The sequence below is a fragment of the Allosphingosinicella deserti genome, from assembly GCF_003012735.1.
Lineage (GTDB): Bacteria > Pseudomonadota > Alphaproteobacteria > Sphingomonadales > Sphingomonadaceae > Allosphingosinicella > Allosphingosinicella deserti.
In genome coordinates this window covers 693189-708600 of record NZ_PXYI01000003.1, presented here as the reverse complement: position 1 = coordinate 708600, position 15412 = coordinate 693189, and the positions used below count along the sequence as shown (strand labels likewise).

At 66.6% G+C, this 15412-nt stretch carries 8 protein-coding genes; 4 read left to right on the top strand and 4 right to left on the bottom strand.

What is annotated here, in order from left to right:
• Positions 1 to 54: 54 nt before the first annotated feature.
• Together C7I55_RS11565 and C7I55_RS11560 are read right to left on the bottom strand one after the other, a co-directional pair.
• Complete coding sequence (locus tag C7I55_RS11565) at positions 55 to 1953, bottom strand: hypothetical protein (RefSeq protein WP_106513051.1); 1899 nt, start codon at positions 1951 to 1953, stop codon at positions 55 to 57.
• A 22-nt stretch (positions 1954 to 1975) separates the two neighbouring features.
• Positions 1976 to 2665 (bottom strand): helix-turn-helix domain-containing protein, encoded by a 690-nt coding sequence (locus tag C7I55_RS11560; protein WP_199192790.1) that lies wholly within the window; start codon positions 2663 to 2665, stop codon positions 1976 to 1978.
• 171 nt (positions 2666 to 2836) lie between these two features.
• Between C7I55_RS11560 and C7I55_RS11555 the strand changes: the two genes are divergently transcribed.
• Entirely contained in the window at positions 2837 to 3421 is a 585-nt protein-coding gene (locus C7I55_RS11555; RefSeq protein ID WP_233222183.1) for a LysE family translocator, read from the top strand.
• A 95-nt stretch (positions 3422 to 3516) separates the two neighbouring features.
• Complete coding sequence (locus tag C7I55_RS28835; protein WP_106513048.1) at positions 3517 to 4116, top strand: YdeI/OmpD-associated family protein; 600 nt, start codon at positions 3517 to 3519, stop codon at positions 4114 to 4116.
• A gap of 135 nt (positions 4117 to 4251) precedes the next feature.
• Here the strand turns inward: C7I55_RS28835 and C7I55_RS11545 are convergent, their stop codons facing one another.
• Positions 4252 to 4950 carry a DUF6683 family protein gene (locus C7I55_RS11545; protein WP_106513047.1) on the bottom strand — a complete coding sequence of 233 codons (699 nt, stop codon included), beginning with the start codon at positions 4948 to 4950 and terminating at the stop codon, positions 4252 to 4254.
• Between the two features lie 620 nt (positions 4951 to 5570).
• Between C7I55_RS11545 and C7I55_RS11540 the strand changes: the two genes are divergently transcribed.
• Together C7I55_RS11540 and C7I55_RS11530 are read left to right on the top strand one after the other, a co-directional pair.
• Positions 5571 to 6029, top strand: a complete 459-nt coding sequence (locus C7I55_RS11540; RefSeq protein ID WP_106513046.1) for a hypothetical protein — start codon at positions 5571 to 5573, stop codon at positions 6027 to 6029.
• Between the two features lie 509 nt (positions 6030 to 6538).
• Positions 6539 to 14248 (top strand): hypothetical protein, encoded by a 7710-nt coding sequence (locus C7I55_RS11530; RefSeq protein WP_158266390.1) that lies wholly within the window; start codon positions 6539 to 6541, stop codon positions 14246 to 14248.
• On the opposite strand, the gene C7I55_RS11525 is transcribed toward C7I55_RS11530, so the two are convergent.
• Positions 14238 to 15266, bottom strand: a complete 1029-nt coding sequence (locus tag C7I55_RS11525) for an AraC family transcriptional regulator (RefSeq protein WP_106513043.1) — start codon at positions 15264 to 15266, stop codon at positions 14238 to 14240. The two genes, C7I55_RS11530 and C7I55_RS11525, sit on opposite strands and share 11 nt — an antisense overlap.
• Between the last annotated feature and the right edge of the window lie 146 nt (positions 15267 to 15412).

Below are 15412 nucleotides of genomic sequence, written 5' to 3'. Positions count from 1 at the left end.
GGCCAGCGTCCCCACCGGCGAGATACCAAGCCTTTGCTGCCGAGGCGAGAGCGATCAGGAGACCGGTGCGCCTGCCCTAACAGCGCTGTCCAGCGCGCGTACGATCGCCCGCAACTGATCGTTGGTCAGCCGGTCGAGCTGCTCGAGCGGGGTGCGCTGCGGATCATAGCCGGCGACCTGATCGCCGTTCGCCGCGATCCAGCGGGCGAGGTCGGCGGCGAGGCGCCGGTTCGCGACGCCGTGGCCGGTGCTCCCCCCGAACAACGGCGAATAGATGGACGACAGGGCAAGGCGCGGGCTGACGGAGAACGCTATTTCGGAAAGCTTCGCGCGATATTCGAGCTCCTCGTTCGGAAGTGCCCGGCCGCCGGGGAATTCGATCTGATCGAGGGCGTGGCGGCCTTCATGGGCGACGATGGCGCTGCCGAAGGTCGCCTCGGCATAAGCCTTGCGAAAGGCCGGTGCGAAGCCGGCCTCCGAGATGCCGGCGGTGCGGACGGACGCGACGATGTCGTCAATCCCCTGCAGCCGCAATCGGTCGCGCACGCCGGGAAGGTAGGAGATCGGTTCGTTGCGCGCGATCGCGCGATCGCTCCGGCGCTTTGTCTCGATCTCGCGCAAGGCACGGTCGCGGGCCGCGCCGGGCCGCGCCACGGCGAGCGAGGTCTCGACCGTCGCCATGAAGCGCGGCCGCACCTGGATGATGGTTGTGCCGTCGACCGCCCAGCCGCCCGGACCGCCGGCGCCGTCGGCGAGCCACCCCGAAAATCCGTTCTGCGCCATCAGATCGATGGCGAGAAAGCGGAGCGTGCCGCTGCGACCATCCTGTGTGACCGACATCTGCTCGTCGACGACGACATGCCCGAGATGGAGGCTGGAGACGCCATTGCTCTTGCCGATCGTGCCGAACAGATTGAAGTGCCGGCGCAGCGCAGGCCACGGATCCTCTCCCGCTCCGTCGACCTTTCCGGCCCTGCCGAGCGACGCCACGGCCTCGGCAAGGATTCGGCGCAGGCGCTCCTCATACGCGTCCTCGTCGACGGCGCCGTGGCGTGCGTAGCGGCGATCATGGGCGAGAACCTCCGCGTCGATCGCAGTGCGCAGGGCAAGATAGGCGTCGATCGTGCGGCGCTCCGCATCGTCGGTAGCGATCCCCTCGAGGGCCCCGGCGGTGAAGCGGCGAAGCTCTTCCGCGAAGCCGGCGCGCATCAGCAGTATCGCCAGAGCAAGCCGGTCGCTGGAGGGTGCATCGGGCGCAAGGCCGCGTTCGAACGTGCCGACGGCATCCGGCGTCAGGCTGCGCAGGCCTTGGGGCGCACCCTCGCCAGCATCGAGCCCAAAATAGCTGCGCCAGCCTGCGAGAGCGCGCTCGGCATCGTGCGACAGCAGGCCAAGCGCAAGCAGCAGACGCGATCCTGCCGGGCCGGATTGCGCATCGAGTGGAAGCGCATCCCAGCGGCCGTTGGCTTCCCGCAGCAACGGATCCGGAGACGGCGCCGCCGCCGCCTCCAGCATGCGGGCGCGCACGCGCTCAACCGAGATGCCCGGTTCGATCGCGAGGCATTGCACGGCGAGCGCATCGATCCGCGCCGATCCGCTCTTGCCGCCGCCACCGGGCATTCGGGCATAGAGCAAGGCCGCAGGGCAAGGATCCGGATCCTCGGCGATGCCCGCCTCGAGGATCTTGCGAGCCGCGGCCGCGTCCCCGTCGACCAGCCAAATGATGCGGGCCCATTCGCGGCGGGCAATGCCGCGATCCGGGGGGCTTGCCTGCGGATCGTTCGAGGCGCGGCGATAGAGCGCCTCGGCGCGATTGATGTCGTAGACGCCGTAGGCCGCGGCCGCCTGCTCGACGAGGCTCGGCGGGCTTTCGGCAAGGGTAACCGGAACGGCCGAAGCCGCGGGCGCGACGAAGACCAGGAGGGCGGCGGAGAGGGAAAGGCTGGATCTCATGCGCCCAGCCTAGGAGGGGCGTTCAGACCGCGTCTTGAACCAAATGGACATCGCGCCAGGCCCGCGGGGGCCGCCCGGTCAGGGTGACGATGGAGCGCGTCATGTGCGCCTGGTCAGCGAAGCCGGCCGCTGCGGCGATGTCGGCGAGCGAGCGGACCCCATCGACGATCTCGCGCCAGGCGGCGAGGGTTCGCACCCGCAGACGGTGTCGTGCCGGCGAAATCCCGAATGCCTGACGGAAATGACGGGTGATCGTGCGCGCCGAAACCTGGTGACGATCGGCCCATTCGGTAAGCGACGGCGCTTCCGGATCGAGCATCGCCGTCGCCAGCAGGTCCGGCAAGTCGCTCTCCAGCTTCGCGGACGGCCGCACCGCGGCGGCGAGCAGCGCCCCCGCCTGCCCCGGGCGGCGGCCTATCTCGTCGAGCAATTGCTCGGGATCGCCGACGAGGCCGCTCTCCAATCTGAGGCCGTCCACCACCGACAGCGGGACGTTGACCAACGCCACGCCGCCCCGATCGATCCAATTGGCGTGACCCGAAAAGGGCGGGTGGATCAGCACCTGCCCAGGCTCAGCCTTGAAGCGGCCGCCATCACCCGCCTCGAGATAGCAGCCGTCGAGAAGGACGGCCGCATAAGCCTCGTCGTGTGCGTGCCAAGCCAGAGCGGAGGCGGCGGGAAGATGCTGCGGAGCCAATCGTCGTTCGCTCAACACCTCCGCCTCCTCCGGCACGCGCATCCACGACACGCGAACATAGGGATAATCCCGCCGGGGGGCAAAGCAGCGGCTGGCAAAGGCACATCGCTTTGCCAAACCACATATAAGGATATAAAGATGTCTTTATATGTGATTCCGAGACGGTGAGTGATGGAAGCTGCCTTGGTGTTCGCTGTGGCCGCGGCCGCCTTGCTGGGTTCGCCAGGGCCCGGCATTGCGGCTCTGCTCGCGGTTGGCCGGGCGCGCGGGCTCTTCGGCGGCATCGGCTATCTTGCGACGATGCAGATCGGCCTCGCCATCGCCGCGGGGCTCAGCGCGGCCGGGCTGGTGGGGATTCTGCGGGCCCTGCCCTGGTTGCGCCATCTGCTCACCATCGTCTCGGCACTCTATCTGCTCTGGCTTGCCTGGCAGGTCGCGACCGCGCCGCTCGGCGGCGAGATCGGCGGTGCCGGCGAGCAGGCCCGTTTCCCGCTCTGGGGCGCGTTCACGCTCGGGATCGCCAACCCGAAAGCCTATCTGGCGTTCGCTTCCCTCTTCGGATCGTTCGTCGTCGTCCCGCCAGCGGGCGGCATCGCCGACGCCATGGCCAAATGGTTGCTGTGCGTGGCGGTGATGGCGGTCGTCGATTTCGCCTGGTTGCTCGCCGGCGCCTGGCTTGGCCGGATCACCCTCGCTCCAAAGGCCGAGCGGCGGATGAACGTCGGCATGGGCCTGTCGATCGTCGCCGCCTGTGCGCTCGCGCTCACCTGACCGCGGGGGAAGTGAGCGCATGTGAGGCCGAAGACGCAAAGGGGCTGCTTTCTCTTCGGCGCGGCGGCAGGAAGGCGGCAGCACAGGAGAGTGAAGTGGCGCCCGTCAAAGTCGATCCCGACAAGGTACACGAATTCGAGACCGCCGAGCAATTCGAGGCGTGGCTGTCGCGCCACCACGAGATCGAGGACGAAGTCTGGATCAAGATCCACAAAGTCGCCTCCGGCCGCCCGTCGATCACCCCCAAAGAGGCAATCGACGTGGTGCTGTGCTGGGGGTGGATCGACGCGATCCGCAAATCGTTCGACGAGCACAGCTATTTGCAACGCTACACGAAGCGACGGCCGAAGAGCATCTGGAGCAAGCTGAACGTCGACAATGTCGCCCGGCTGATTACGGAAAGGCGGATGACCGAGCACGGCCTCCGCGAAGTCGAGGCAGCCAAGGCGGACGGCCGCTGGGACCGCGCTTATGGCAGCGGCAAGGACATGGCGATCCCGGACGACCTTCAGGCCGCGATCGACGCCGATCCGCAGGCCAGGGCGATGCTGGCAAAGCTCAGCGCACAGAACCGTTTCGCCCTTGCCTTCCGCATGCACGCCATCAAGACCGAAGCCGGCCGGAAGCGGGCGATCGCCCGCTTCGTCGACATGCTGAACCGCGGCGAGACGCCGCATCCGCAGCGGCTGGCCTGATTGGAGCGGGTGTAGAAGCGTGGAGGAGAATTCCCGACCCCACACGCAAGCGCAGACGATTTCTAAGAACCGTCCCTGAAGATGGCGAAAGCGCCAGCAGCAAGCAACGCCCAGCGCGCCGGCGGCCTGGGCCGATCAGAGCAGCTCCAACCCCGCCGATCCGATCCGGACCTTCGACGGTTCGACCCCCAGCAATTCGCGAAGATAGGAGCCGCCGGCGCGCCGCAGCTCGGCTGAGCGGGCCGGATCGGGTCGCTCCTTGAGCGCCTCGCGCGTCGCCGCGAGATAGGCTGCGAGGATCGCCATCGTCACCTGAGCCTCGACAGCCTGGAACCCAGCATCCTGCGCTGCCGCGACTGGCACTCGGAGCTGGCTGTAAAGGGTGCCGAACTCGGCCTCGCCGAGGTCGGCATCGGCATGGGCCATGTAGCTCGCCGCGATGAGGGCCGCGGCGGCCCCGGCAGGGTCGCCCGGACGCAAACCCAATTGCCGCTCGAGCTGGCCGTATTTGCCGTAGAGTTCGACGAAGATCCGACTGGCCTTGTCCCGTTCGTTGGCCGGGAAGCCGCCGGCGAGCCGGCCGGCGATCCGTTGCACCTGATCGCGCGTGATCGGAGGCACGGCCGGAGCGGCTGTGCGCGACGGCGCTTGTGGGCGGCGTAGAGCCTCGCCGGCATTGCCGCGGAAGATCTGTTTCTGCGAGCGCCGCAGCATGTCGGCGGCCTGGTTGCTGAAGGCCCAATTGTCGAAATAGCCTGGCGAGAACCATTCCTGCGCCCCTGCCGGAACGCTCGCCAGAAACAGTGAAGCAATCGCGGCAATCGTCGCCTTCACCTGCAATCCCCTTTGCGCAAGTTCGCGATGTCTGCCGCGCGCGGTGCGAGATGTCTGCGCCATGCTAACAAGGACTCGGTGAAGCGTGGCGTTGGCGCGCCGGCCGCCGGAGGCGATGCTGGTGAAGCGCCGGGTTCCCGTTCCTCCCGTCACCGGAAGTACGCCCTCCCAACTCCGACCCGGCTCAATCGTAGAGCATCGAAGTGCGGCCTCGGACATACGATCAGCGCGTCGACGGGCGCTCGCAAAGTGCATCAACAGGTGTTGACATTGACCGCCGAACCACTATGTCTACGTTCGTTGACATTGCTTTCGGGCATCGCGGCCTCGCTCGGCGAAACGGGCGATACGCTGGCATAGGAAGCACGTTTCAGGACAGACGATATGCGTATTTTGGAAAGATTGGCCGGACATCCGCTCTCACTGGGCCTGGCCGGATTTGCCGGCGGCGCGATGCTGTTCTTCGTTCAACATCCCCTTCCCCTATAATCTTGCGATGCGTCGCGCGCCCGGCGCGGAAACGAGCCGCATGATCGTTGCGCAAATCGAGCATCGCACGACCCTCGGTTGACCAAGGGACCGAACCATAGAATCCTGTCGGATCATAATCGGGGGCGGCCATGGACACCCAGACATTTTCACTGGTGATCGTTTCGGCCACCCTGACCCTAGCGCTGACCACCGGACTCGCGATCGTGGTCATCGGTCGATTGCGCGCAAAGTCGGACCTGCCGCTGTCGCACGGCGTTTCGGGCGCCGTCGCCGTGCCGGTGCGCCAGCTGAAGCGCAGCTTCGGTCTGTTCGGCTATTCCAAGAACGGCATCAATCCGAAATTGGAGATTACGTCGGACGCGCTTCACTTCAGGGTGTTCAAGCCGGACCATTGGCCGTTTTCCGAGATCTCGAAGGTGGACATCTCTTCACTGCCGTTCATTACGCGTCTGGAGATCAGCAGCCGATCAAACGGGCAGCTTTACATCGATGTTGCCGACAAGACGCGCGCGGCCGACTTCCTTCGCGCGTTGCCCGCGACCCTGCCCTATACGGAGCGTGCGGCTGCCCTGCGCAATCCAGGCTGACGATATCGAAATGGCGCTGGCCTGTGCCGGCCCGAACCGGCGAACCCCGGACAGTGATCATAATCCCAGATAATTGTTAGCGTCTCTCGGCAATAAGCGGCAAGAGCGCCAACTTTCACCAGCGATAGTTCCGCTAGCGCGAGTGCTATTGCCGCTGGCGCAACAGCGATACTGTTGAGATCCTTTCAGACTCCTCTAAGTTGCTGACCTCCCCTCCCGGCCGGTCAATCGGCAATTCCGGAATGGTTCGAAGAAGAATGGGCAACTTGGCGGGCCAGGAATCATGATCAACGACAGCAAGGCAATCTTGCATTCACCCTGAACCGCCGGGCGAGCGCGGGGCCATATGCTGCGTCGATCGTGGATGCCGCGGCGTGCGCCAGACAATCTGAATCACAGAGGACGGCGACTGACTGGCGATCTGCCAGCGGGCCACCTGCATCGCCGTGCCCAAGCGCGCGGATCGCTGCGCGTCCACTTCGAAAATCGAAATGAAAAGGGGCACATCCATGCTACGATTCCAGAATATCGCCGGCGCGGCCACGTGTCCTGCCCCGCTCTCCGCCAGATCCGGTCGATTGGTCATTCTGAAGTCGCAGGCGAGCCGGCTCGCATTGCGATCGGGCCTTGGCGTTGCCGTGGCCGCAGGCGCCACTCTGCTCGCCCCGGAAGCGGCCTGGGCCAATTGCGGCGTCGCCGGAAACGCTGTGGTCTGCGGCACGACGGCCACGACCGACACGATTTATCCGGCGAACTCACCGAACGACCGCGCTTATGGCGGCGCCTCGGCAGCGCCGCTGACGCTCACCGTCAACGCTGGCGCAGAGGTGAGCGGGCATGGCCTTGCGATCACGAATAGCGGCTCCGGCGGCGTCTCCGTTATCAACGATGGCGTGATCGGCATCGATAGCGGCAATGTCGCGAGTGCGGGCGGCACGGGAGCGCTCTCGATCTCCGCAAACGGCGGAGCGATCAGCTATGTGGGCGACGGCAACATCGCTCATAATGAAAACCTCATGTCCGGCCCCGCTTTCACGGCGGCGCAGACGGGGGGCGTCGGCTCGATCGCGATCGACATCGGCGGGAGCGTTTATGCGGGCAACGGCGACGGCGTCGCCGTAGAGGACGTGACGAGCAGCACAGGCATCACCATCGTCACCAATGATGTCGACGCATCCCAAGACGGTCGGGAGGGCATCAGCGTCCGAAGCGATTCGTTCACGGGCGACGTGAGCGTCACGGCAAACGGAAGCATCCAGGCCGGCGGTGCCGGCATTTCTGCGCTGCTTCTACAGGCCACGGCCGCGGGCGACATCGACATACATACCAACGGCTCCGTGTCGGCTCATCAGGGCATTTTCGCGAACAACCAGGGTTCGGGTTCCGTGACGGTGACGGCAAATGGCCCGATTGATACGGTCAATTACGGGGTCGGCGTGTTCTCCAATGGCGGCGACATCACGATCCACACGGGCGATGTGACGTCGACGACGACCGAAGGCGTCATTGCCCAACAAACGTCGGCAGCCGGCGCTGGCGCGGTGAGAGTGATCACTGGCGATGTCTCGGCGGCCTCGACGGGCATCATCGCCGAGAATGACGGATCCGGCGTGGTCAGCGTCACCGCCAACGGAACGGTCACCGCCGGCACATTGGAAGGTATCCGTGCATTCGGTCACAGCGACGTGATCGTGACGATTGCAAACGAGGTGCGCGGCGCGACCGCCGGCCTTGCGCTCACGGGCGGGATCGACGGCGCCGGCGAAATCGCGGTGAGCGGCCCTGGCGGGTTCCGTGGCGGAACCGGCGACGCGGCAAACATCAACAATCTCGGTGCGGGCAGCGTCCGCTTCGCGATCGGCGGCCCCAGCAGTTCGCTCGGCGGCAACGGCATCTACGTTCGAGACACGGCGATCGGTGGCGACATCGGCGTCACCACCGGCGCGGTGACCACATCCACGATCGGCCGCGAGGCGATCGATGTTCGCACCGCCTCAACGGCGGCAGACATCGCGATTACGGCGAACGGCGACATTCAGTCGAGCGGCACCGGAATACGCGCGACAACCGCTGACAACACGGCGACGGGCGCAATCGAGATCTTGGCGAACGGCGCCGTCTCCGGCCTGACGGGCATCAGCGCGCGGAACTTCGGCACCGGGACCATTTTCGTGAACGCGATCGGGCCGATTACGACAACGGAGGGCGCAGGCATTTACGCCCAGACGAGCGGCGGGAGCATCGCGGTCTACGCCGGGACTGTCGTGTCGACCGGGAACCAGGCGGTGTCCGCCTGGCAGCTCCAGGGCGGCGCAACCGGCACCGTCGAGGTGAGTGCCAACGACGTTTCGGGCACCCTGGGGCTGCTTGCGAGCACCGCCGGAACGGGCGACGTCCGGGTCTATGCCAACGGAACGACCACCGGAACCGTGGACGAGGGGATTCTGGCTAGCGGCGGCGGGGCCGTATCGGTGTTCGTCGCCGATCGCGTGACCGGCGGCAGCAGCGGCATGCGGTTGAAGGGAGGAGACGGCGGCACCGGCGACATCGCGGTGATCGGTACCGGGGCGTTCGTGGGCCAGAATGGGGATGCGGCCTACCTCCTCAACAACGGAGCCGGGACCGTGACGCTCGACATATCGGGCGCGAGCAGCGCCGTCGGCGGCCACGGCATCTACATCCGCGACACGGTCCTCGGCGGAGATATACGAGTCGAGACCGGTGCAGTATCGGCACTGTCGGCAGGCAGCAACGCAATCGACGTGCAGACGCTGTCCACGACCGCCAATCTGTCGCTGACCGCGGAGGACGACGTGCAGGCGGGCGGCGTCGGGATGCTGGCGGTGATCGGCGCCGGCGGCACCGGCAACATGGATATCGTCGCCAACCAGTCCGTGTCCGGGACGGAGGGCATCAGCGCGCTGAACTTCGGCACGGGAACGATCTTCGTGAGCGCGGCCGGCCCCGTCTCCGCGACGACCGGTGAGGGAGTTTACGCGCAGAGCAGCGGCGGTAACATTGCCGTCTATGCCGCGGACGTCATCTCGACCGGGAACACCGGCGTCGCAGGGCAGCAGATCCAGGGCGGCTCCACGGCCACTGTCGAGCTCAGTGCGAACGACGTGTCGGGCACGACGGGGTTCCTCGCGTCCAATGCCGGTTCGGGGGAAGTCAGAATCTACTCCAACGGGAGGACCACGGGAACGCTGACCGAAGGCATCAGGGCGAGTGCCGGGGGCGCAATGACGGTGTTCGTCGCGGATCGGGTGACGGGCGCCACCAACGGGATGACGTTGAGCGGCGGAGCGGAAGGCGGAGGCAATATCGCGGTGGTCGGCACCGGAGAGTTCGTGGCGCTGAACGGACATGCGGCAAGCATCCTCAACGGCGGCGTGGGCGATGTCACGGTGGATATTTCGGGGGCAAGCAGCGCGCTCGGCGGCAGCGGCATCGTCGTGCGCGATACCGTGCTCGGCGGGGACGTCAGCGTCACGACGGGTGCGGTCAACGCGCCCGATGCGGACGGGGTCGGCATTGATGTCCAGCTCGATTCGACCAGTGCGGACCTGACGATCGTCGCGGAAGCCGACATCCATGGCGGCAATGCCGGGGTCGCCGCGGGGCTCCAGTCGAATGCCGCCACCGGCGACATCGACGTGACAACCCAGGCCGCAATCTCCGGCCGCTACGGGATCGAGGCGTACAATCTCGGCTCAGGATCGACAACGGTAACCGCCATCGGCCCGGTCTCGGCCGACGGCGCCTACGGAGTCTCTGCGCGCACCAATGCAGGCAACGTCATCGTCAGCACAGGCGACGTCACCTCGACCGACCTAGCAGTGGTCGCGCGGCAGGTCTCGGCCGGCGCCGCGGGCGTGGTCGACGTGACCGTGCGCAACGTTTTGGGTACGCAAGGCATCCTGGCCGACAACAATGGTGCGAGCGGTGTCACGGTCCGGGCCAGCGGAACGGTAACCGGCACCAGCCTCGAAGGCATTCGCGCGACCGGCAACGACGCGGTGACCATCGCCGCCGCGCAGACCGTGACCGGCGCCACCAGCGGCCTGCTGCTGGTCGGAGGCAGCGGCGGTGCAGGCGACATCTCCGTCACCGGAACCGGCGGCTTCGTCGGCGGCACCGGTGACGGCGCGAATATCCTCAACGAAGGTGCCGGCACTGTCACCGTCGATATATCCGGGGCGAGCAGCTCCGTGGGCGGACACGGTATCACCGTGGCCGACACGGCAAGCGGCGGCGACGTCGGCGTCACCACCGGTGCCGTCACCGCGCTCGATGCAGACGGCATCGCCGTCGACGTCCGGCTCGATTCGATCTCAGCCGATATCGCCATCGTTTCGAACGGCGATGTTCAGGGCGGCAATGCGGGCGTGGTCGCCGGGCTCAGCGCGGACGCCGCGGGCGGCCATATCGATGTGACCACGAACGGCGCGGTGTCCGGCCGCTACGGGATCGAGGCGTACAATCTCGGCTCCGGCTCGGTGACGGTAACCGCCATCGGCCCGGTCTCGGCCGACGGCGCCTACGGAGTTTCCGCACGCACCAATGCAGGCAACGTCATCGTCAGCACAGGCGACGTCACCTCGACCAACCTAGCAGTGGTCGCGCGGCAGGTCTCGGCCGGCGCCGCGGGCATGGTCGACGTCACCGTGCGCAACGTTCTGGGTACGCAAGGCATCCTGGCCGACAACAATGGTGCGAGCGGTGTCACGGTCAGGGCCAGCGGGACGGTCACCGGCACCAGCCTCGAAGGCATTCGCGCGACCGGCAACGACGCCGTAACAATCGCCGCCGCGCAAACGGTGACCGGCGCCAGCAGCGGCCTGCTGCTCGTCGGAGGCAGCGGCGGTGCAGGCGACATCTCCGTCACCGGAACCGGCGGCTTCGTCGGCGGCTCCGGTGACGGCGCGAACATCCTCAACGAAGGTGCCGGCACCGTCACCGTCGACATATCCGGCGCGGGCGGCTCGGCGGGTGCGAATGGCATCGTCGTTCGCAACTCCGCGACCGGCGGCGACATCGGCGTCAGAACCGGCGCAATCACCGCACTGGCCGCTTCCGCGAACGCGATCGACGTGCAGAGTCAGTCAACGGCCGCCGATATCACCATTGCGGCGCATGGAGATCTGCAGGCGGGCCTTGCGGGTGTTGTCGCCAGGATCGCCCCCGACGCAGCGACGGGTGACATTGCGGTGACCGGACAGGGGCTTATCGCGGGAGAATTCGGGATCGTCGCCGGGAATGCCGGGTCCGGCTCGGTTGCGGTGGTGGCGAACCGCGCGATCACCGCGACCGACCTCGGCATCCTGGCGGTGGCGAACGGAGGCAACATTGCGGTCACCGCGGCCGATGACGTGCGCTCGACCGGCGCGTCGGCGATCATCGCGCAGAACAGCCTTGTCGCGCCCAACGTCGGCACGATCAACGTTGCCGTCAACGCCGGCAGCACGATCACGGCGGATTCGGCGGACGCCGCGGGTATCCGGACGACGATCGGTGGTTCATCGGGTACGACGACGATCAACCTGGACGGCACGATCAATGCCGGCGCGGTCGGCATCAGCAGCAATTCGATCAGCGGCGCGATCATCACCAACATCGGCGCAAGCGGGGTCATCGACCCGCTGATCGGCATCGATCAGACCAGCATTTCGGGTGCGATCAACGTCAACAATGCGGGTTCGGTGGAAGGTGACCTTATCGGCGTCCGGCTCGGTTCAACGGGTGCCGGTGCGGTGGGGCCGATCACGGTCAACCAGATCGGCACCGGCAGGATCAACGGGATCGCCGAGCAGGGCCTGCTGCTGACCGGGAACGACGCCGCGATCACGATTACCGGAAACGGCGCGAATAGCAGCATCAGCGGCGGCACCATCGCCGTTCAGGCCGTGAACTCCGGAACCGGCGCGATCGCCATCGCCGGCAACAGCATTTTTGGCCGGACAGGCGGCATCGCGGCGCAGAGCACCGGGGTCAACAACGGGATCGCCGTTACCGGTGCGGGCACGATCGCGACGACGTCCGGCATCGGCGTCCTCCTCCGGATCGACAATGCCGCCAGCGCAGGCGACCTCATCGTCGATCGTAGCGGCAGCATCAGCGGCGAAGTCGGCGTCCTCGCGCAGACCAACGGGACAGGCGATATCACCGTGAGGACCGGCGGCAACGTGACCGCGTCCAACGGCCCCGCGATCGTCGCCCGGAACGTCGGCGCGGCTGCCAATGCAGGTTCGATCGGCATCACCATCGGCGCGGGAACCCGGGTCACGGCCGCAGGCGGCAGCGGGGTCGTCACCGAGAGCGGCCTCTCCACCGGTGCCACGACGATCGACGTTGCCGGCAAGATCATGGCGACGGGTGCAGGCAATGCCGGGGTGCGAGGGTCCTCCTCAGCTGGCGCGATCACCGTGAACATCGGCTCCGCAGGCAGCCTCGATCCGGATTTCGGAGTCGACCTGGCGACGGTGAATGGAGCGCTTGCCGTCAACAATGCCGGGCTGATCAGCGGCACCGTCGCCGGCGTCAGGCTCGTCGCAACCGGGAGCGGAACGGCGATGGTCAACAACAACGGCACGATCTCGGGCGCCAACGCGATTGCCGGAAGCCTGAGCGGCGGGATCTTCACGCTGAACAACACCGGCATGCTGAACGGGGCGATCAACGTCGCCGGATCGAACCTCGCCACCTCGACGATGACCAACGCGCCGGCTGCGCTCGCGAATGTCGGCTCCGGCTCTTCAAGCTTTTCGGGCAGCCTGGTCAATTCGGGCGCGGTCAATATCGGCCCCGGCGGCACAATGTCCTTTCTCCGCAACAGCAGCAACAGCGGACGCATCACATTCACCGGAGCCGGGAGCTTCACCACCGATGGCGCAATGTCCAATAGCGGGATCATCAACGCCCACAACAACCTGACGAGCAACGTCGTGACCGTCGGCGGCAACTATACCGGCGGGGGGCAGTTCTTCGCGGACTACAGCACGACGTCGTCCGCCGCCGACCGGCTGAACATTGGAGGCACCGCGGCGGGCACCACCAACGTCACGCTGAACCGGGTCGGCGCGCGCAGCTTCGTCGCGGGCGGCTTTCTGCCGGTGGTCTCGGTTGCGCAGGGCGCCGCCGCCGATGCCTTTACCTCGAGCAGCCCGTTCGCGCAGACCGGTTTCGTCCTGGAAGGCTTCGGGCGGAACCCGGCCAATCCCACACAGTTCGGTCTTGTTCAGGCGATCAACCCGTCATCGTTGTCGTTGGGAAGCCTCTCCTTCGTCGCCGAGGCCGCCTCGTCTCTCCTCGATGCACCCATCAGCCCCTACGTCACGGCGCGAACCGGCCGACCGGCTAACGACAAACGAGTCAGCCTGTGGATGCGGGCGAGCGGCGGCCATACCGACCAGGTCATCGCCGCATCGCTCGCCGGCGGCGGCGTATCCATCGACACTTCGGACCGGATACGTGTCGTCCACGAGGCGATGCAGATCGGCGCCGACGTCAACGTCCTCAATCTGGGCGACGGCGGGTGGAACCTGCATCTCGGTGTGGTCGGCGGCTGGTATGACGGCGACGCCCGGCTTTCGGCCGCGGACCGCGTGTCGGTGGAGACGCCTTTCGTCGGCGCCTATGTCGCAGCCGGCAACGGTGCGTTGTCGCTGGAGGCGACCATCCGAAAGGAATGGCGCAACTACGACCTGGCGATGCCCACGATGTTCAGCGCCGGTTCGGAGGAAGTGGATGGATCGGCGACGGCCGCCTCCTTCCACGCATCCTATCGCATCGGAGCCGCCAACGGCTTCGCTGCAACGCCGTTCGTCGGCTTCCTTTACGCCAGCAGCGATATCGACGACCTGGCGATCGATGCCGACAGCCGCTACTTCGCCGAAAGCGACAAGACCCGCATAGGGGAGGCAGGCCTTCGACTTTCCTACCGGCGGGACATCGCCGAGAGCTACGTGATCGAGCCTTTCGCCAGCGCGTCGCTGGTAAAGAACTGGTCGCGGCGCGCGCAGGGACGCTTCAGCTTCGGTCAGCCGGCCGAGACCTTCTCGCTGGAAAGCGTCAATTGGAACCGGACGATGCGCTACTCGGCGGGGATCATGGGCCATGCCCGGGGCGGACGGGTGTCGGCGTTCGTCGTCGGGAACCTCGAAGATGGATCGAGCCGGCGTGGCTTCACGGTGAACGGCGGGCTCCGCTTCAACTTCTAACGTGCTCTTGCTCGCCGCGCCGCAGATCCGATGGAGCAATTCCGAACCGGGCTTTGAACCTGCGATAGAAAGTCGAGGGTTGGGCGAAGCCGGCATCGGCAGCAATCTCTGCCAGTGACCGGCCGCAATCCTGTGCATTCTGGAGCCGATGGCGAATCTCGTCGAGGCGGCAATCGGCGACATAATCGGCGAAGCTGGTCTCCTGCTCCGCGAAAAGGTCTCGAACGTAGCGCTCGCTGATCCCGAGCGCGCGGGCTGCCGTCCGCGCCGAGAGCGAGGAGCGATGCAGGTTCTGATCGATGTGGCGCTTCAGCGCCAGCAGCCGCGCGGCCCGAACTCCGCCGTTCGGCCGCTCCCTGCCCGCCTGGCTTGCCGGCCCGAGACACAAGGCCGCGAGATCGACGATGTGGGTCGCGACCCGAGCCGTCATTGCTGCGGTGAGCGGGTTGCGCGCAACCAGCCATTGATAATCGAACAACAAGGCGGCTTCGGGCCGTCGTCGGTCCACCCGATCGAGTGGAACGTCGTCGAGCTCGGGAACGCGTTCGGCCAGAAGATCGCGACTGATCTGAATGCTGGTCGCCCACGGTCCGCGGCAACTGACGGTCCACGGGCGGTCGAAAGACGACGCGAAGGCGGTCGACCCGGCCAGTTCGAGCGTCGTTCGTCCCGGCCGATCGCACGCGAAACCGTGCGCACCCCAGGCAATCACGAACTCCGTATTGCCGTCAGCGGTCAGATCGCGGCGACGGTCCCATGCCGCCGGCGTGGTCGTCGCCATCGACACCCGCACGCCCGGCAGGATCAACGTCGAGGCGTCGAACGCGAGTTCGTCGTCACTGAGCGGGGCCATGTCGATGCCCATCCCGATCCGGCCATAATATTCCCGGAGGGCGCCCTGTCCTTCGTCCTGCGCAAGCTCTCGGGTGGACAAGCGAACATAGGCCGGGGACGGCTCGCCGGCCGGCCCGCACGCCTCCACGCCATCTACCTCGTCCGACGCCATGGTTGCGCGCATTCTCCTGTCGAAGCACCTTCACGCGCCAGTGGCGCAAGCCGCCTGCCCGCCTGAATTCCAGCATGCGTCCGTGATCCTATCCCATCCAGAGCAGATCACAAAACAAGGGGCCTGCTCCTTCGCTCATTCCCGTGGCGGCACCGACC

Coding starts and splice junctions, on each gene's coding strand:
- C7I55_RS11565 (WP_106513051.1), bottom strand. CDS start 1,953: ATGAGATCCAGCCTTTCCCTCTCCGCCGCCCTCCTGGTCTTCGTCGCG.
- C7I55_RS11540 (WP_106513046.1), top strand. CDS start 5,571: ATGGACACCCAGACATTTTCACTGGTGATCGTTTCGGCCACCCTGACC.
- C7I55_RS11530 (WP_158266390.1), top strand. CDS start 6,539: ATGCTACGATTCCAGAATATCGCCGGCGCGGCCACGTGTCCTGCCCCG.
- C7I55_RS11525 (WP_106513043.1), bottom strand. CDS start 15,266: ATGCGCGCAACCATGGCGTCGGACGAGGTAGATGGCGTGGAGGCGTGC.